This window comes from Aureimonas sp. ME7, assembly GCF_903970965.1.
In the GTDB taxonomy this organism is placed as follows: Bacteria; Pseudomonadota; Alphaproteobacteria; order Rhizobiales; family Rhizobiaceae; genus Aureimonas.
The window spans coordinates 215,583-232,186 of the sequence record NZ_CAJCKW010000003.1 but is presented as its reverse complement, the minus strand read 5'-3'; the positions used below and the strand labels follow the sequence as shown (position 1 = coordinate 232,186).

The following is a 16,604-nucleotide window of genomic DNA, read 5'->3' as shown; positions in this document are numbered from 1 at the left end:
AATGGAACCGATGGACTTTTTCGATCGCCTACGCCTCGGCGCAGCGGAGGAATGGACAGCCTATGTGGATCATCCCTTCGTCCGCGCGCTCGGTGACGGAGCGTTGCCGGCAACAGCGTTCCGCTCCTATCTCGAGCAGGACTATCTGTTTCTGATCCAGTTCGCACGGGCCAGCGCGCTGGCTGTCTACAAGAGCAGAACCCTGGAAGACATGCATGCCGGACTCGGTTTCCTTCACGCCATTCTCGACGTGGAGATGGAACTCCACATTCAGATCTGTTCTCGGTGGGGCATGACGCGAAAGGATCTGGAGTCGGCGCGCGAACACGCCGCAACGCTCGCCTACACGCGGTTCGTTCTCGACTGCGGGCAATCGGGGGACCTTCTGGATCTGCAGGTCGCCTTGAGTCCCTGCATGATCGGCTACGCCGAAATCGCCCGCTCGCTGATGCCACCGGACGAGCGTAGTTTGGACCGGCATCCCTACGGCGCATGGATCACCGAATATGCCGGGGAGGCTTATCAGAGCGTGGCCACCAACGCCCGCCTTCAACTCGACCGCTTAGGTCAACGTTACGCGACGCCTCACCGCCAGCGCGAGCTTACGGCCATCTTTGCCAAAGCGTGCCGCCTGGAGGCCGACTTCTGGCAGATGGGCTGGACACGCGGTAGCTAGAAAAAGTCCGCCGACCGGCGAGCTTCGGAATGCCATCAGGCATTCACCCCCCTCTCACCACTCGTGTCGGCGGCGGAACCCCGCGCGTTCGACGATCAAGGATCGCCCGAAGCGAGTGGGAACTCGATCATCGTCACTTCAGAAAACGAATGGTGCCCAAGGGCGGAATCGAACCACCGACACTGCGATTTTCAGTCGCATGCTCTACCAACTGAGCTACTTGGGCGCCGACGGCGAGTGGCACGCTGACCGTGTATCTCCGTTCGGTGGAGGCCTTATAGTCACGCCTCTTTCGTCTGTCCACCCCCTTTCCCAGCGTCCCGGAAAAAGCCTTTCAGATCACGCCTTGCGCCCGGAACCAACCTATGGCAGATAGCCGCCATCGACAGGCTGCGGTAGCTCAGTGGTAGAGCACTCCATTGGTAATGGAGAGGTCGAGAGTTCAATCCTCTCTCGCAGCACCATCCCTTCCCGTCGAAGCCATCGAGGCGGTTGGGTCCCTTAGGACTCGCTTGCATTTCGACATTGCGGACGTCGCGCTAGGCCTTCCCGGTGGCTGGCCGGACGTGAAACCTGTTCGACCGCGACGCGCGCTGACATGCTCGCTGGAGGGGCCGAACGGGCGTCGGCGAAACGATGAGAACGAATAGCTGAACAGCAGGCGCGGTACGCCTTGCCCTTCGCAAGAAGGGGTCGATAGGAGGTCGGCAAGAGGCGGTTAGTCAAATGATCCCATGGCGGATGGGCCACCCATCGGAAGCATGCCGTCATGCGCAGGACGCGCTCCATGCGAGCGTGCGCCGGGCTGATCAAACCCGCGAGGCAGGAACCAACTGCATCGGCCGGCGTCATCTTCGCAGAGAAGGAGGCTCCGATGTCGAACACCATCCATCAACCCGGCCAGGATCTGCCCGAACCCATTCTCCCCGGTCAGGGCGGTAACGATGCGATCGGTCGCCCCGACGGCGGCCCCGGTATTGGAAACGATCTTCCGACAAAGCCGGTCGAACCCAACCCCGCAGGCGAGCCAGATCCGACGCGGCCGGCCCCGGCCGTGCCGGGCATGCCCGGTAGCATCTGAACGAGCCGATTAGCGAGGCCGCCTCTGTGCTGCGGCCTCGCCTTTCGCTTGGTGCGCGGGGTCGCTGGGGACCATGAACCTATCCGCCGACTGGACACCCGCCCCCTACATTCTCGTGCTCACCGGGGCCGGGATCCTGATCGCGCTGGTCGCCTGGCTCCCGCTTGCTTTGAAGCGGCTGCCCCTGTCCTTGCCGATCGTCTGCATCGGGTTGGGCGCGGCCATCTTCGCCCTTCCGGGCGTCACGCTTCGCCCTCTGCCCGTTCATCACCCCGAGATCGCCGAGCGCTTCTCGGAGTTCGTCGTGATCATCGCGCTGATGGGCGCTGGGCTGAAGATCGACCGCGTCTTCGGCTTCCGGTCCTGGTCCGTCAGTTGGCGCCTGATCGCGACCACCATGCCGCTGGGCATTGCGGCGATCACCGCGACCGCAGGGTTGGGGATCGGTCTGCCCTGGACGGTCGCGCTGCTGCTGGGCGCCGCCCTTGCGCCCACCGACCCCGTGCTGGCGGCAGACGTGCAGGTCGGGCCGCCGAAGACGGGCGAAGAAGACGAGGTTCGCTTCGGCCTGACCTCCGAAGCCGGGCTCAACGACGGCTTCGCCTTTCCCTTCGTGCATCTGGCGATCGTTCTATGGGCGGCCTCGCGCACGGGCGAGCCATGGCTGGGCGAATGGCTGACCACCAACGTCGTCTGGGAGATCGCGGCCGGAACGGCGGCGGGCTACGGGGTCGGCCGCCTGTTCGGCTGGCTGACCTTCCACGTGCCTGCCAAGACCAAGCTTGCCAAGACCGGCGACGGGTTGATCGCATTGTCCGCGACCTTCGTGTCCTACGGCTTCAGCGAGATCATTCACTGCTACGGGTTCCTGGCCGTGTTCGTCACGGCCCTGACGTTCCGCCATGCCAACCGGGACCACGATTTCCAGGTTCACATGCACGAACTGACCGAGCAGATCGAGCGCATTGCCATGATGGTTCTGCTGCTCCTATTCGGTGGGGCGATCGTGAACGGACTGCTGGCGCCGCTCGGCTGGCGCGACGTAGCGGCCGTCCTCGCCATCCTGCTGGTGATCCGACCCGCGACGGGCCTCATCGGCCTGCTAGGTCACCCGGCCGATTGGAGCGAACGCCTGACACTCGCCTTCTTCGGCATCCGAGGGGTCGGCTCCATCTACTACCTCGCCTACGGCCTGAATCACATGGAGGGCGTCGGGGATGTCGACAGGTTGTGGGCGATCGTCGGGCTGGTGATCCTCGTCTCGATCCTGATGCATGGGCTGACCGTCACGCCCATCATGCGCCAGCTCGACCGTATGCAGGGCCGCGATCCCGATGCGGACGACGCAACCCCGCCGCCCGGCCTTCAGGGACCAGTTCCCCGCCGCGAGGCGACACGGTCATGACGTCCTCGATCACAAGGGACCGGGCGAGCCCGTTCGATAGGCCAGAGCGCAGTCGCGGCCCTACGAAAACGAGCACACGACGGGCGAACGAAACCTGAGGGCAACTCGCGCCTGACGATTGCTTCGGCTTGCATCCACAACCGGGAATGCAACAAGCTGGCGACCGCCCTGCCGCTCGGAGCCCGACAGCATGCCTCGCTTCGCCATCGTCCTCTTCGCGTTTCTGACGGCCATCGGATGGCACGTGCCGTCGGTATGGGCGGCCGAGCCCTTGTCCCTCGTTCCGTTCCGCTACGATCCGGCGCATCCGGACGTCATCGAGTTGAACGGAGACATCTCACCCGGCGCGGCGCTCGCCTTTCGCCGAACCCTTCTGGCCGCGCCCGACGCCCGGATCGTCGTTCTCAACAGTCCGGGCGGAAGCGTGACGGCGGGTCTCCTGATCGCCGACGACGTGCACACGCGCAAGCTCGCGACGGTGATTCCCGCCGGCTCGACCTGTGCTTCGGCCTGCGCCTACATCTTCCTGGCCGGAAACGAGCGGCAAGCCGACGGCCGGCTCGGCGTTCATCAGATGTGGTCGGAGCAGCCCGACCTGCAGGCTGCGCAGATGTCGATCGCCGACGTGATCGACACGTTGAACCGCTTCGGAACGCCCATCGGCGTGGTGACGATCATGTTCCGCACCCCGCCGGACGACATGTACTTCTTTTCCCCCGAAGAAGCGGTGCGCTACGGCATCAATCGCAAACTCGGCGACCAGCCGCCCACCGCGCCGGCGGTTGCCGAGATACCATCCTCGACGCCCTCAACCGCTTTGTCCGCCCCGGAACCGGGCGTCGCCGATCGAGCGAAGCCATCGGCGAATTTGGCGGTCGCATCGCCGCCCACCTTGTCGGAACGCAACTCCGCCGCCCTTTCGACGCTGGAAACCTATACGCGCCAGCCGACCCGCATGGCGATCTATGCCGGGCTCGACTTCTTCGGAAGGGATGTGGGAACCGCGAGCGTCGCCGACGCACCAGCCTGCGCCGTGAAGTGCTTCGAGCTCGGCGCCGCCTGCAAGGCCTTCACCTTCAACACCAAGACGCGGCCGGGCCGCGGGCCGAACTGCTTCCTCAAATCGGGTCGCGGCGAGATCGACGGAAACTCGGCGGCCTTTTCCGGCGAGCTCCTGGCCCGTTCGGAGCGCGATCCCTCCCCCCTGACGATCGGCGTCATCGATCCTCAGACCGACCTTTTCCAGGACGTCGATCTTCCCGGTCTCGACCTGTCGCGCCGGCCGCACCCGGCTTCCACGCAGTTCGACTGCCGGCGCGCCTGCATCGGCGACGATCGATGCGTCGCCTTCACCTATCTCAAGCCGAAGAAGCAATGCTGGCTGAAGGGCAGCGTCGGGACGGCGCGGACCATGGCCGGCGCGGTAACCGGCGGCAAGAAGATGCAGACCTTCACCCCGAACACGATCTCGCTGGACTGACGCCTCCCCCAGGCGGGCGACGACCCCATCCGAACTCGAGAAAAAGGCGGTGCCGAGCCTCGTTCAGGTCGCATCCTCGATCTCGATCGCGGCGATCGCCCCCTCCACGGCACCGATCCGGATCGTGTCGCCCTCCTCCTTCCCCACGAGTTGGCGCGCCAAAGGGGACAGGTAGGATATCAGCCCTTGGGCCGGGTCCGCCTCGTCGACGCCGACGATCCGATAGGTCCGCTTCCCGCCGGCCGTGCCCTCGATCGAAACGGAATGGCCGAACTGAACGAGTTCGCTGTCCGCCTGCGGCGCGACGACTTGGGCCGTGGAGCGACGGGCACGCCAGTAGCGAAGATCGCGGTGGAGCATCGCGACGGCGATCTTGTCGCCCGCCGCGCGCGCCCGCTCCACCGCGTCCTCGTTGGAATGGATCTCCTCGTCCAGAAGGCGGAGGCCGCGAGCGGTGACGAAGTTCGGATCGGTGCCGAGATCTCGCTCGGGCAGCGCCTCGACCTGATCCTCGTTGGGCTCCTTCACGAACGCCACGCTCATGGCCTGCTCCTTTCGCGTCTCGATGGACCTTGCAGGTCCCACTCCCTTCATATGGGAAGGCCATCTCCGATTGTCGCCACGCCGTCTCGGCCGGTGCCGTCGCCCAGTGGCATCCCTTCGCTCTCGGGAAGGAACGACGCCGGGAAACACTGTCCTGCGAGCGCGAGCGCGTTGTAGAGAGGGCGAATGCCCATCGTTCGATCGCCCGAAACCGAACTCTACGCTCCCGTGAAGCGCTTTCTGGAAGAGCTGGGCTTTGCCGTGAAGGGCGAGGTCGGTGGGTGCGATCTCTTCGGCGTTCGCGAGGGCGAGCCGCCGGTGCTGGTGGTGTGCGAGTTGAAGCTCGCCTTCAACCTGGAACTCGTTCTTCAGGGCGTCGACCGGGCGGCGGCCTGCGACGAGGTATGGCTGGCAGCCCGTCTGTCCAGCCGTGGCAAGGGCCGGGAGGGCGATGCCAGGTTTCGCAATCTGTGCCGGCGCCTCGGCTTCGGGTTGCTCGGCATTGGAGCGGACGATCGGGTCCATGTTCTCCTCAGCCCGACAGCCCTGGCGCCACGCCGCGACCCGCGCCGGCGCTCCCGGCTTCTCGACGAGCACCGCCGCCGACAAGGCGACCCGGTGGTGGGCGGCGGCTCGCGGCGGCCCGTGATGACGGCCTATCGCCAGCAGGCGCTGATCTGCGCGCGTGCCATGGCAGATGGCCCCCGGCGGCCGCGGGATCTGACGCTCGACGTTCCCACCGCGCCCGCCATCCTGCGTCGCAACGTCTACGGCTGGTTCATGCGAACCGGGCACGGCGTCTACGAATTGACCGCGATCGGGCGGGAGGCGCTGGTGCGCTGGCCGGCAAGCGACGGAGCCTGAAGGGCCCGATCCTTCCCATCGCTTCCTTGCGCCCGAAATGCCTGCCTTGGCAGCAATCGGGAAAGGCGGCGACATGAGCGACCCCTATCGCCTTCAACGCTTCCTCGACGCGCAGGACCCCGTCATCGACACCGTGATGGCGGAGCTTCGTGCCGGGCACAAAAGGAGCCATTGGATGTGGTTCGTGTTTCCGCAGATCGCCGGGCTCGGCCGCAGTGCGACAGCGCAGCACTTCGCGCTATCCTCGCTCGCCGAAGCGAAGGCCTATCTCGATCACGCGCTTCTCGGCGAGCGTCTGCGGCGCTGCACCGCGGCGGTCAACGCGGTGGCGGGTCGATCCGTTCACGACATCTTCGGCTCGCCCGACGACATGAAGTTCCATTCCAGCATGACGCTGTTCCGCCTTGCCTCGAACGGCGACCCCGTCTTTGCCCAGGCGCTGGCCGCCTATTTCGGTGGACGGGACGATGAAGGCACCCTCGTCATCCTTCGAACGGCGGCAGACTGAAGGCCAAACCGTCGCAAAGCCACAAGACGGATCCCATTCCGCCGAAGGACCATGCTTTTAAAACCGAGGCAAAAGGATGCTCGACACCATCGGGGCATAAGACAGCGCGGATAAGGTCGAATCCACTGCCGTCGCGACTAAGTGTTGGGATCGATTTTCGGAACGATAACGGATCGGTGATCTTCCTCTCGGGAAAGGAAGCTCCGATGACCGAGGTCCATTACAGGGAAGGTGCGGATGCGTTTGCGCGGGGCGCTCTTCGCTCGGCCTGCCCTTACCGCTATGGCTCGCCCGCTTGCGAGGAATGGAGCGAAGGCTGGGTTGCCGCGATGAAGGCCAAGCAACATGGCGAGGCGCCTTCGGATCTCGCACCGAAGCCGTACGATCCGCATCCGGAGCCAGAGGCGAATGCCCTCCAGGCAGGCCTCGAGCCGGCCGACCGGGCCGTGCTCAGTCCACCCAAGAGGTGGTGACCGCCCCCCCTCACTCGGCAGCGGGCTGCCCGTTGGTGGCGGTCGCCGGCTGGTTCGACGAACCGGCCCCTTGGGTCGGCCCGTCACCGCTGCCCGACTTGTTGCCCGCCGAACCGTTGCAGGCACCAAGGGCGAGAACCAAGAACGCCACGGGGATCCAGCGAATGGTCGAAGAGGTCATGTCGGGACTTTCTCGTTGAATGGGTACGGGAGCACCGCCGCATCACGATGGATGCGCTTCGCTTTCTTCGTCGTCGACGCCTTGCGCATCGTCGTTGAGGAGTTTGTCCCTCACCTTTGCGATCTCCTCGTCGCTGACCTGTACCGGCCGACCGGAATCGTCGGGGAGTCCATCCGCCGTCTGGCCGATCGAAACGTCGCGAGGGCGATCGTTGGCCCCGGTGGTGATCTTGGCTTGCGTCATGGTTGCCTCACTTGTCTTCGCCCATCAACGCGCAAGAGCCGGGAAAGGTGCCGTGACGAAATGACCGGACGGGAAGCAGGGGAGACGAACCGGCCAATTGCCGCAGTTGGCCATCACATGCCGCCAGGGCCGCGCCCTAGCCCTTTAGCGAAGCGTCGCTCCGCAGTTGAAGGACTTCCGCTAGATCGGCCATGCGCTGGCGCACCAGGGGATCGTTGATCCGCTGCAAGGCGGCATCGAACCCGTCGGCGGACTCGCCGCCCGAAGCGGACAGTCCGTGGAAGAAGTATCCCGGATCGAGCTGCAGGACCTTGGCCAGCTGATACAGGGTACTGGCCGCGATACGGTTCTGACCCAGCTCATACTTGCGGATCTGCTGGTAGGTGACGCCAACTTCCCGGGCCACGGCCTGAAGGCTCCAGCCGCGCAGCCGGCGTGCCTGCGCGATCCGTTCGCCGATATGGAGGTTGACGAGGTTCTCGGACAATGACGCGACCCATCTTCGAACGAACGCGACGACAGCGGGCAGGTCCGACCCCGCCACGCAAGATCGCTCACCTGCGTCCCATGGACATAGTTCTAGCCTTCGCGCGACAGATGCGCCAAGTTAAAAAACCGCAACACGGAGAACATCGTGGCCGACAGCCTCCTGCGCGATCTTGAACCTTTGAACGATCTTCTGGGCGTGTGGACTTGGAACGTCCGGACGGGAATGGTCGTCGCCTGCCAGGACGTTTGCGAGTACATCGACATTCCCGCCGATATCGGCCTCCACGGCGTCACGATGGACCGGTTCATCGCCGCGATCCACCCACAGGATCGCACGCGCCTGAACCGCTGCGTGGAAGACGCTCTCTTCCATCACCAGCCGTTCGTCGCCGAATACAGGCTGACCAGCACGCGGCACGGAACATGCTGGGTTCGCTCCCAGGGCCATTGCTTTCGCGACGAGGACGGCAACCCCACGCATATCTCCGGCTATCTCACCAAGATCGGGGAACCGAGCGCCCTTCCTCCCTCGGAGGACCAAACCTATGCCAAGGTCATCGAACTCCTGATGGAAGCGCGAACCCTGTCCGAACACGTTCGGGAGCCGATGCTGGGAAAGCTGATCAGTGCCGTTCTGGTGGAGGCCGGCTTTCAACTCGCCAACGTCCTCAAGACCAAGGAACGGTGACGAGGGCCGCCGTTGGTTCTGGTGGTCAGGGCAGGATCACGAGCGGGTCGAGAATACCTGCCGCCCGCACGTCCTCCAGCAGTTCGAAGAAGGGCCACGCCAGAAGAAAGGCCGAGCCGTCCAGAAGCGTCCGCACGACGAGCCTTGGCCGAATCTCGACGGTCGCCTGATCCCGCCAGGCCGAAAAGCGCGGCCCGAAACGCGGCGTGCGTGCCTTGTAGGCCTCGTATCGGGCGCCGAAGCGATCGCTCAGGAAGCGCTCCTCGCGTGCGATGACGACACGGAACACCGCCGCCGCGACCGCCAGGAACAGGCCCGTCAGCACCAGGCTTCCCGATTGGGCACCGACACCCGCCACCGCCACGAAACTGAACATGTAGAGCGGGTTCCGACTGATCGAATAAGGCCCGGCCGAGACGATCTCCGTCTTCTTGCGCCCTCCGATATAGAGCGAACACCAGGCCCGGCCGAGAATTCCGAGCGCGATCATCCCCAGCCCCACCAGTTCCAGCGCGTTCTCCACCGGCGCGTGGTCGGGCAGGACGGGCGCGGACAGGAGCGTCAGGGCGAGAAGCCCGAGGCCGCTGAGGCGCAGGGCATGCTTCCGGTTTTGCTGAACCTTGTGAAGATCGACGGTTTCCATGATCCACTCCTGAACGGCAAACGCTCTCGTTCGTCCGCCAAGGGACAGTCGCTACCTGACGATGATTCGCGGCAGCTTCATGCCGAAAGGTGCTCGATCAGGATGGACGTGCCGATTCCCATCAGCGCAAGGCCGCCGACGATCTCGGCGTAGCGCCCGAACCGGGCACCGATCACCCGCCCGGCCAGGACGCCGCCGGTGGACATCAGCATCGTCGCCAGACCGATCGCCGCCGCGATGACGACGATGTTGACGTCGAGAAAGGCGAGCGAGACGCCCACGGCCATCGCGTCGAGGCTGGTGCCGACGGCGGTCGCCAGCAGGATCCAGACCGAGCGGTTGACGGCGGGTGCCGGTTCGTCGGCCTCGCGCCTCCAGGCATGCAGCACCATGCGCCCGCCGACCGCGCCGAGGAGGCCGAAGGCGATCCAATGGTCCACTTCGGCGATATAGGCCGATGCGGCGACGCCCGCCGCCCAGCCGATCAGCGGTGTGATCGCCTCGATGACGCCGAACACGAGCCCCGTGCGCACGGCCTCCCCGACGCTCGGCCGCCGGAGCGCCGCGCCGCGACTGGTGGAGGCGATCAGCGCATCGACTGACATGCCGAGCGCCAGAAGGACGATGGAAATCGGTGACATGATGACAAAGCTCGTGGACATGCGTTGGGCCGGGCCGATCGACGCCCTGCCCGGAACGCGATCCACCACGGTCTTGTCAGGCCGAAATTTCGGCTGAACCGGCCACGCGCGAGCGCGCGAGAATGTTGACCGGCTCCTGCTGGACGCAGCGACTACTCCCCGATGCGGCATCGTCTATCCGCCCGAGCGGAATCGGTCAACACCGCTGCACAATATTGGAACGCTTCTCGAAAACATAACTGCGATGAATGGCGGGAGATGAGACCTGAATATTTCTCCTGCAAATGCTTTCCAGCTTCAGAAATTGATCTGCAAACGCTTCGCAACAGTAAAAGACAGATTTCCCAGAAAAATCACGCGCATTCTTTCTTGGAAGGCAACGTCAAAAGGCCCGTGGCATAGGAGCCGATATGCTCCTTTCTCGCCATCGCCCGACCGTTCCGGTCGCCCATAACGGCCGGCTCCGCCGTGGCCTGATACGAAGATCCTGAGGCCAGGCACGGCCAGTCGATGGCGCTCGGCCCGGCCGGAGGAGGACACGGGGGTTTGACCCAAGGCTGAGGATCACCGAAAGCCACCCTTTCCGCACTTCTCGAAGGCGAGACGTCATGTCGGCTGGAATCACCTCGATCGTTCTTCTCGCGGCGGTGCTGCATGCCGGCTGGAACGCGCTTCTGCGCGCGGGCGACGACAGGCTCTGGTCGATGAGCGTGATGTGTCTCGCCGTGGCGCTGGCCTGCGCTGCGCTGGCCCCCTTCGTGCCCGTGCCGGCGGCGGCGAGCTGGATCTATGCGCTTCTCTCCGCCCTTCTGCATGTCGGATACAACCTGTTCCTCGTGCGGACCTACCGGCACGGCGAACTCGGACAGGCCTATCCGATCTCGCGAGGCTCCTCGCCGCTTCTCGTCTCGCTCGGCGCGGCCGCCTTCGCGCAGGAATGGCCGGGCGCAATGGCGCTGGCGGGCATCCTTCTCGTGTCCGCCGGCATCCTGTCTCTGGCCTTCCACGGACGGCGCATCGGGCGGGACACGCTTCTTTATGCGTTGGGAACGGGATGCTTCATCGGTGCCTACAGCGTCACCGACGGGATCGGCGCTCGGCTGTCCGGAACCCCTGTCGGCTATACCGTCTGGATGTGCCTCCTTTGGGGCCTCATGGCTCCTGCGGTCTATCTCGCGCTTCGTGGGCGGCGGGGGTTCGTTCGCAGCGGGTGCGAGATCGGCACGGCCGCGGCCGGCGGCCTCGTCTCGCTCCTCGCCTACGGCATCGTGGTCTTTGCCATGTCGCGCGGCGCCATGGGGCCGGTCTCGGCGCTGCGCGAAACGAGCGTCGTCTTCGCCGCGCTGATCGGACGCTTCTTCCTCGGCGAGCGGCTGAGCGCCGCCCGGCTTCTCGCCTGCGTCGTGGTCGCCGCCGGCGCCGTCCTGATCGGATCCGGGGGATAGACCTTCCGGGTGCGCCATCATGCGTTGCGCATGGGCAACCTCGGACGCTTGAGGTGCTTTGTCGCCCCCGCCCCTCGCTTGACAGTTCCGTGAACGGCTCTTTGTTCCCTTGATAGGTTCGCCTGCGGCCAGGAGTTTTGAGAGTTTGGATATCCCCGTGCCGCCCCATGAGATGATCGACGCCTTCGAGCCGGAAGGCGGCCTCGGCTCGTCGGATGCGTCCGACGTGGTTCTGGCTCCCGCCGAAGCCTTTCCCCGGATCGACCTTCGCTCCAAGGGGGAGCCCTGGGAGCGCCGGCGGGCCGCCGGCAAGCGGCTTCGCGCCGAGGTGCCCTACGCGCTCCATGCCGAGCCCGTGTCGCAGACCGACCGCCCCGATCCGGTCGAACTCATCGCCCGGACCAACGAGGGACGCCAGAAGCGCCTCGTGCCGCTGCGCATCGCGCGCATGGCCGAGTCCCCGTTCGCGTTCCTGCGCGGCGCCGTCAGCGTCATGGCAAACGACCTGTCGCGCGGGGCCCGATCGGGCATCGAGGTCGTCATCAACGGCGATGCGCATATCAGCAATTTCGGCCTCTTCGGCACGCCCCAGCGCGACGTCGTCCTCGACCTCAACGATTTCGACGAGGTCACGATCGGCCCTTGGGAATGGGACCTGAAGCGCCTCGTCGCCAGTCTCAACGTCGTCGCCCGCCAGCAGGGCCTCGGCCGCGCCGAGCGGCGCCGCATCGTGGCGAGCTGCGTCGAGGGCTATCGCCGCTCGATGCTGGATCTCGCCCCGTGCGGGCCGATCGACGTCTGGCACCGTGCGGCGCGCGCCGACCGGCTCGACTTCGACGGCATCCAGATCGACGCCGACAGCCAGGGCATCCTGCGCAAGGCGGTGGACAAGGCGCGCCGGCGCGGCAACGCGATGCTGCTCGAAAAGGTCGGCGAGCGTCAGGTGGACGGCGGCTGGCGCTTCCGCCTCGACCCGCCCATCCTCGCCGCGGTCGACGACGCGACGCGTGAGGCGGTGATTTCGGGGCTCGAGCATTATGCCGAGTCGCTGCCGCGCGAGCGTCGCTTCATGCTCTCGCGATACCATGTGGTGGATGTGGTTCACCGCGTGGTGGGCGTCGGGAGCGTCGGCACCCGCGCGTATCTGGCGCTTCTCTTCGGCAATTCCGACCAGGATGCCCTCTTCCTTCAGGTGAAGGAAGCGGTGCGCCCCGCCCATGCCCCCTTCGTTCCGCCGCTTCCCGAGCCCTACGGCTCGCACGACGGGCGGCGCGTAGTCTACGGCCAGCGCCTGCTCCAGGCCGTAGGCGACCCGCTTCTCGGCTGGACCACGATCGGCGACCGGCCCTTCTACGTCCGGCAGATGAAGAACATGAAGGGCGAGATCCCGCACTCGCTCCTGTCCGGCCGTTCGCTGACCTTCTTCGCCTTCGGCTACGGCGCGCTCCTCGCCCGTGCCCATGCGCGCACGGGCGATGCCGCCGCGATCGCCGGCTATTGCGGGGGCATGGACAATCGCGGCTTCGACGAGGCCCTGGCCGATTGGGCCGAGGGCTACGGCGAGCAGAATGCACGCGATCATCAGGCGCTCGTCGAAGCCATCGCCAGCGGTCGAATTTCCGACGGAAGCGGCAGCGGTGACTGAAGCACACCGCCGAACGCGCCGATGGAGCGCCGCTTGAGTTCCGTCATGAAGGACGAAAACAGCGCGGAGACGCTGGCGGGGGTCGGCGCGGAGCCGCCGCTCGGTCCCGCGGAAGCCGCCGCGCGGCGCTTGGACGTGTTCTTCGAATGGCTGGAAAGCGTTCGCGCCGTGGGAGAGCGACGGGCTGCCCGGACGCAGCAATTGCGCGGCGTCCTTGCCGATGCGCCTCGCCTCGCGCTCGCAGTGAACGCCATGGACGAGCCGCCGTCGTGGTGGGACGCCGAGTGGCAGGGGCTCCATCTGGCGGATGCCGACCTTCGCGGCTTCGGCCTCGCGGACGCCGACCTCACGCATGCCAACCTCCAGCGTGCCACCTTGAAGGACGTGGTGGCGCGCGGCGCGCGTTTCGACGATGCCCAGATCGAGGAGGCCGACCTATCGGGCAGCGATCTCAGCGGCGCGTTCTTCCTCTCCGCGATCGGCGGCCAGGCCTCGTTCCGGGGCGCGATGCTGGAAGATGCATGGTTCAAGGGCGCCAACCTGCGCTTCGCCCAGTTCCAGGCCGCGTTTCTCGACGGCGTCGATTTCGAAGCTGTGGACGGCTGGGGCGCCGACTTCACCGGCGCGGACGCCGACCGCACCGTGTTCCGCAAGGCGCGACTCGACGAAGCCGACCTGTCCGACGTCAACCTGACCTTCGCCGACTTTTCCGGTGCCAGCCTCAAGCGCGCCAAGCTCAAAGGTTCGCGCCTTCGCGGCGCCAACTTCGCGGGCGCGACGCTGATCGGCACCGATCTTAGCGGAGCCGACCTGTCCGACACCGCGCTGGTGCGGCTCGACCTGTCCACCTGCGACCTCGCCCGCGTGCGCTTCAACGGCGCCTGGATCGAAGGCTGCCGCATCCGCATCGAGCAGATCGGCGGAACGGTCGGCGAGGAACTGGCCGGAGACTTCGACGCCGCGCGCGGCAGCTACGGGGCGCTCGAGGCGAACTTCACCAGTATCGGCGCCAAGGCCGAGGCCGGCTGGGCCTACAAGAAGGGCCGCAAGATGGGATGCCTCGGCTCGCGGGCCAAGGCGATCGCCGCCTGGAAGGCGGGGAACTGGAAGGGCGCGGTCGTCCATGGCTACGCCTGGAGCGCGGATCGGTTCGTGGAATGGCTCTGCGACTACGGCGAGAGCATGTCGCGGATCGTTCGTGCCTTCGTGATCCTGATCTTCGCCTTCGCCGGCTTCTACGGCCTCAGCGGCGGGCTGATCCCCGAGGGCCAGGAGGATGCGACGCGCAACGTCATCGACCTCGTGAGCTATAGCGCGCTCAACATGATGACCGCCAACCCGCCCGAGATCGGCATGGAGGTCGTCGGGCGCACCGCCAACATCCTGGTCGGCCTTCAGGGTGCCGTCGGCATCATCCTCATGGGTCTCTTCGGCTACATCCTGGGAAACCGCATCCGGCGCTGAGGACGGGTCCGCGATCAGGGATCGCCCGCCTCCCCCGTCAGCGCGCGCACGTTCGCCGCGACCTCGCGCAGGCTCACCTCGCCCTTGGTGAAGACCTGCGCGGCGGAGTGAAGCTTCGTGCGCTCCTCCGTCGTCAGGTCGCGCGCCGACAGGACGATCACCGGAATGTCGGCGTCCGCCGCGCGGCTGCGCAGCGCATGGAGAAAAGCGAACCCATCCATGATCGGCATGGTCAGGTCGAGAAGGATCATGCGCGGCCGGCTGTTGGCCACATAATCCAGCGCCCGCTGCCCGTTTTCCGCCTCCGCCACGCTCCACCCGTCGCGCTCCAGCGTCTGGCGAAGGCGCGCGCGGGCATCCGGATCGTCGTCCACCACCAGAACGTCGCCGACCGCCTCGCGGAAGCGGTCCATCACGGAGCGGAAGCGCTCCCATTTCACCGGCTTGTCGACATAGTCCGCCGCGCCGAGCGACGAGGCGAGCCCCCGCTCGCTGACGAAGGTGACCATGACCACCGGAATGCCGGCGAGATCGGGATCGGCCTTGAGGCGGCCGAGAACGGTCCACCCGTCCATGCCCGGCATCATCACGTCGAGCAGGATGGCGCGCGGGCGCATTTCCTTGGCGAGCGCCAGCCCCGTCGCCCCGTCGGCAGCGGTCACGGTGGAGAAGCCCTCGCGCGCCAGAAACCGCGTCATCAGTTCGCGCTGCGCCGTGTCGTCGTCGATCACGAGAACGATCTTGGCGGGGTCGATCTCCGAGACCACCGGAAGCTGGGCGCCCGGCGCAGCCTCCTCGACCACGGCGGGACCCGGAATGGCGACCGGGAGCCGCAGCGTGAAGGTACTCCCCTGGCCCTTCTGGCTTTCCACCGAGACATCGCCGCCGAGCATGGCGCTGAAGGCCTTGGTCAGCGACAGCCCGAGGCCCGTGCCGCCGTACTTGCGGGTGGTCGAGGCGTCGGCCTGCGAAAAGCGCTGGAACAGGCGATCGAGCTGCTCCGGCGTCATGCCAATGCCCGTGTCGTGAACGGCGAAGGAAACCTCGTCGCCCTTTCGGCGAACGCGCAAGGTGATGTCGCCCCCTTGGGTGAACTTCGCGGCGTTGCTGAGGAGGTTCAGAAGGATCTGCCGGAGCTTGGTCACGTCCGAATGCAGCGTGCCGACCTCGCCCTCGATCTCGACGCTCAGCTGGTTGTTCTTCTTCTCCACCAGCTTCTGGGCCGTCGTGGCGACGTCGCGCACGAGCTCGGCGACGTCGAAGGTTTCGGCGAAGATGTCCATCTTGCCGCTTTCCACCTTGGACAGGTCGAGAACGTCGTTGATGAGGCTGAGGAGATGGCGAGCGTTGCTTTCGATCTTGGCGATGTCGCCGGAAAGATCCGCCGCCGAGGCGCCGTCCGCCGCCTCCTCAATCAGCATCTCGGCATAGCCGATGATCGCCGACAGCGGCGTGCGCAGCTCGTGGCTCATGTTGGCCAGGAACTGACTCTTGGCGACGTTGGCCTCTTCGGCGGCCTGCAGCGCATCGGCGGCGGCGCGCTCGGCCAGGATTTGGTCCGTAGTCTCGTTGCAGGCGCAGAACAGGCCCGTCACCGTACCTTCGTTGTCGAAGACGGGCGTATAGGAGAAGGCGAAGTGAGCCTCCGCCGTCGTTTCGTTCCGGTCGATGAAGAGGGTGATGTCGTCGAAGTGGACGGAGCGCCCTTCGAAGACCTCCGCGACGAGCGGCGCGATCTCGCCCCAGATCTCGCTCCAAACCGTTTCGAACGCGCTGCCGAGCGCCGCCGGGTGCTTGCTCTGGAGAAGCTGCGAATAGGCGTCGTTGTAGATCATTGTGCCGCGCCGCCCCCAGGCGACGTACATGGGCTGGCGCGAGGCCAGCATCAGCCCGACCAGTGTGCGAAGCGAGCGCGGCCATTCGGACGGGGGCCCGAGCTCGGTCGCGGCCCAGTCGAAGCTGCGCAGACGCGCCGCCATCTCGCCGGTGCCGCTCAGGAATCGGGACGTGGTCATCGAAAGCCATTCCTTTGAGCGCCCGTTCCCGGTGCGGAACGCTGGCGGCGCGGATGCGTAGATATGGGGGAAGGCGACGAGAAACAGACGTCGCGTCGAAAGTTCCAAACTGGTCCGCAT

18 protein-coding genes and 2 tRNA genes are annotated in these 16,604 nt (G+C 66.0%); 12 read left to right on the top strand and 8 right to left on the bottom strand.

Going from position 1 to position 16,604, the window contains the following annotated elements:
• Positions 1 to 10 precede the first annotated feature (10 nt).
• Complete coding sequence (locus tag H7A85_RS07625; RefSeq protein WP_182085319.1) at positions 11 to 676, top strand: TenA family protein; 666 nt, start codon at positions 11 to 13, stop codon at positions 674 to 676.
• 150 nt (positions 677 to 826) lie between these two features.
• Here the strand turns inward: H7A85_RS07625 and H7A85_RS07620 are convergent.
• A tRNA-Phe gene (locus H7A85_RS07620) sits at positions 827 to 902 on the bottom strand.
• A 163-nt stretch (positions 903 to 1,065) separates the two neighbouring features.
• On the opposite strand from H7A85_RS07620, the gene H7A85_RS07615 reads away from it, so the two are divergent.
• The 4 genes from H7A85_RS07615 to H7A85_RS07600 all read left to right on the top strand — a co-directional run bounded on the left by H7A85_RS07615 (position 1,066) and on the right by H7A85_RS07600 (position 4,642).
• A tRNA-Thr gene (locus tag H7A85_RS07615) sits at positions 1,066 to 1,140 on the top strand.
• Between the two features lie 410 nt (positions 1,141 to 1,550).
• Positions 1,551 to 1,757, top strand: a complete 207-nt coding sequence (locus H7A85_RS07610; RefSeq protein WP_182085318.1) for a hypothetical protein — start codon at positions 1,551 to 1,553, stop codon at positions 1,755 to 1,757.
• A gap of 73 nt (positions 1,758 to 1,830) precedes the next feature.
• On the top strand, positions 1,831 to 3,162 hold the full coding sequence (locus H7A85_RS07605; protein ID WP_182085317.1) for a cation:proton antiporter: 1,332 nt from the start codon (positions 1,831 to 1,833) through the stop codon (positions 3,160 to 3,162).
• Between the two features lie 190 nt (positions 3,163 to 3,352).
• A complete protein-coding gene (locus tag H7A85_RS07600) occupies positions 3,353 to 4,642 on the top strand; it encodes a PAN domain-containing protein (RefSeq protein ID WP_182085316.1) in 1,290 nt (429 codons plus the stop codon).
• A 63-nt stretch (positions 4,643 to 4,705) separates the two neighbouring features.
• On the opposite strand, the gene H7A85_RS07595 is transcribed toward H7A85_RS07600, so the two are convergent.
• A complete protein-coding gene (locus H7A85_RS07595; protein ID WP_182085315.1) occupies positions 4,706 to 5,185 on the bottom strand; it encodes a GreA/GreB family elongation factor in 480 nt (159 codons plus the stop codon).
• Between the two features lie 186 nt (positions 5,186 to 5,371).
• Between H7A85_RS07595 and H7A85_RS07590 the strand changes: the two genes are divergently transcribed.
• From H7A85_RS07590 to H7A85_RS07580, 3 genes are all read left to right on the top strand, one after another.
• Positions 5,372 to 6,049: a DUF2161 family putative PD-(D/E)XK-type phosphodiesterase gene (locus H7A85_RS07590; protein ID WP_182085314.1), complete on the top strand. Its 678-nt coding sequence runs from the start codon at positions 5,372 to 5,374 to the stop codon at positions 6,047 to 6,049.
• Between the two features lie 73 nt (positions 6,050 to 6,122).
• Positions 6,123 to 6,557 carry a DUF1810 domain-containing protein gene (locus tag H7A85_RS07585; RefSeq protein ID WP_182085313.1) on the top strand — a complete coding sequence of 145 codons (435 nt, stop codon included), beginning with the start codon at positions 6,123 to 6,125 and terminating at the stop codon, positions 6,555 to 6,557.
• A 206-nt stretch (positions 6,558 to 6,763) separates the two neighbouring features.
• Entirely contained in the window at positions 6,764 to 7,030 is a 267-nt protein-coding gene (locus H7A85_RS07580) for a hypothetical protein (protein WP_182085312.1), read from the top strand.
• Between the two features lie 10 nt (positions 7,031 to 7,040).
• On the opposite strand, the gene H7A85_RS07575 is transcribed toward H7A85_RS07580, so the two are convergent.
• The 3 genes from H7A85_RS07575 to H7A85_RS07565 all read right to left on the bottom strand — a co-directional run bounded on the left by H7A85_RS07575 (position 7,041) and on the right by H7A85_RS07565 (position 7,941).
• Positions 7,041 to 7,211, bottom strand: a complete 171-nt coding sequence (locus tag H7A85_RS07575) for a hypothetical protein (protein ID WP_182085311.1) — start codon at positions 7,209 to 7,211, stop codon at positions 7,041 to 7,043.
• A 42-nt stretch (positions 7,212 to 7,253) separates the two neighbouring features.
• Entirely contained in the window at positions 7,254 to 7,454 is a 201-nt protein-coding gene (locus H7A85_RS07570; RefSeq protein WP_182085310.1) for a hypothetical protein, read from the bottom strand.
• A gap of 136 nt (positions 7,455 to 7,590) precedes the next feature.
• On the bottom strand, positions 7,591 to 7,941 hold the full coding sequence (locus tag H7A85_RS07565) for a helix-turn-helix transcriptional regulator (protein ID WP_182085309.1): 351 nt from the start codon (positions 7,939 to 7,941) through the stop codon (positions 7,591 to 7,593).
• 147 nt (positions 7,942 to 8,088) lie between these two features.
• Between H7A85_RS07565 and H7A85_RS07560 the strand changes: the two genes are divergently transcribed.
• Positions 8,089 to 8,631: a PAS domain-containing protein gene (locus tag H7A85_RS07560; protein WP_182085308.1), complete on the top strand. Its 543-nt coding sequence runs from the start codon at positions 8,089 to 8,091 to the stop codon at positions 8,629 to 8,631.
• Positions 8,632 to 8,656: 25 nt separating this feature from the next.
• Here the strand turns inward: H7A85_RS07560 and H7A85_RS07555 are convergent, their stop codons facing one another.
• Positions 8,657 to 9,274, bottom strand: coding sequence for an isoprenylcysteine carboxylmethyltransferase family protein (locus H7A85_RS07555; protein WP_182085307.1), 618 nt, complete (start codon positions 9,272 to 9,274; stop codon positions 8,657 to 8,659).
• A gap of 77 nt (positions 9,275 to 9,351) precedes the next feature.
• Positions 9,352 to 9,915 carry a manganese efflux pump MntP family protein gene (locus H7A85_RS07550; RefSeq protein ID WP_182085306.1) on the bottom strand — a complete coding sequence of 188 codons (564 nt, stop codon included), beginning with the start codon at positions 9,913 to 9,915 and terminating at the stop codon, positions 9,352 to 9,354.
• Positions 9,916 to 10,523: 608 nt separating this feature from the next.
• On the opposite strand from H7A85_RS07550, the gene H7A85_RS07545 reads away from it, so the two are divergent.
• The 3 genes from H7A85_RS07545 (at position 10,524) to H7A85_RS07535 (ending at position 14,469) form a co-directional block, all read left to right on the top strand.
• Positions 10,524 to 11,360 carry an EamA family transporter gene (locus H7A85_RS07545; protein ID WP_182085305.1) on the top strand — a complete coding sequence of 279 codons (837 nt, stop codon included), beginning with the start codon at positions 10,524 to 10,526 and terminating at the stop codon, positions 11,358 to 11,360.
• Between the two features lie 145 nt (positions 11,361 to 11,505).
• A complete protein-coding gene (locus tag H7A85_RS07540) occupies positions 11,506 to 13,005 on the top strand; it encodes a DUF2252 domain-containing protein (RefSeq protein ID WP_244631028.1) in 1,500 nt (499 codons plus the stop codon).
• Positions 13,006 to 13,038: 33 nt separating this feature from the next.
• On the top strand, positions 13,039 to 14,469 hold the full coding sequence (locus tag H7A85_RS07535; RefSeq protein WP_244631027.1) for a pentapeptide repeat-containing protein: 1,431 nt from the start codon (positions 13,039 to 13,041) through the stop codon (positions 14,467 to 14,469).
• Between the two features lie 14 nt (positions 14,470 to 14,483).
• On the opposite strand, the gene H7A85_RS07530 is transcribed toward H7A85_RS07535, so the two are convergent.
• Positions 14,484 to 16,484 carry a response regulator gene (locus tag H7A85_RS07530; RefSeq protein ID WP_182085304.1) on the bottom strand — a complete coding sequence of 667 codons (2,001 nt, stop codon included), beginning with the start codon at positions 16,482 to 16,484 and terminating at the stop codon, positions 14,484 to 14,486.
• Positions 16,485 to 16,604 lie beyond the last annotated feature (120 nt).

Coding starts and splice junctions, on each gene's coding strand:
- H7A85_RS07625 (WP_182085319.1), top strand. CDS start 11: ATGGACTTTTTCGATCGCCTACGCCTCGGCGCAGCGGAGGAATGGACA.
- H7A85_RS07610 (WP_182085318.1), top strand. CDS start 1,551: ATGTCGAACACCATCCATCAACCCGGCCAGGATCTGCCCGAACCCATT.
- H7A85_RS07605 (WP_182085317.1), top strand. CDS start 1,831: ATGAACCTATCCGCCGACTGGACACCCGCCCCCTACATTCTCGTGCTC.
- H7A85_RS07600 (WP_182085316.1), top strand. CDS start 3,353: ATGCCTCGCTTCGCCATCGTCCTCTTCGCGTTTCTGACGGCCATCGGA.
- H7A85_RS07595 (WP_182085315.1), bottom strand. CDS start 5,185: ATGAGCGTGGCGTTCGTGAAGGAGCCCAACGAGGATCAGGTCGAGGCG.
- H7A85_RS07590 (WP_182085314.1), top strand. CDS start 5,372: ATGCCCATCGTTCGATCGCCCGAAACCGAACTCTACGCTCCCGTGAAG.
- H7A85_RS07585 (WP_182085313.1), top strand. CDS start 6,123: ATGAGCGACCCCTATCGCCTTCAACGCTTCCTCGACGCGCAGGACCCC.
- H7A85_RS07580 (WP_182085312.1), top strand. CDS start 6,764: ATGACCGAGGTCCATTACAGGGAAGGTGCGGATGCGTTTGCGCGGGGC.
- H7A85_RS07575 (WP_182085311.1), bottom strand. CDS start 7,211: ATGACCTCTTCGACCATTCGCTGGATCCCCGTGGCGTTCTTGGTTCTC.
- H7A85_RS07570 (WP_182085310.1), bottom strand. CDS start 7,454: ATGACGCAAGCCAAGATCACCACCGGGGCCAACGATCGCCCTCGCGAC.
- H7A85_RS07555 (WP_182085307.1), bottom strand. CDS start 9,274: ATGGAAACCGTCGATCTTCACAAGGTTCAGCAAAACCGGAAGCATGCC.
- H7A85_RS07550 (WP_182085306.1), bottom strand. CDS start 9,915: ATGTCACCGATTTCCATCGTCCTTCTGGCGCTCGGCATGTCAGTCGAT.
- H7A85_RS07545 (WP_182085305.1), top strand. CDS start 10,524: ATGTCGGCTGGAATCACCTCGATCGTTCTTCTCGCGGCGGTGCTGCAT.
- H7A85_RS07530 (WP_182085304.1), bottom strand. CDS start 16,484: ATGACCACGTCCCGATTCCTGAGCGGCACCGGCGAGATGGCGGCGCGT.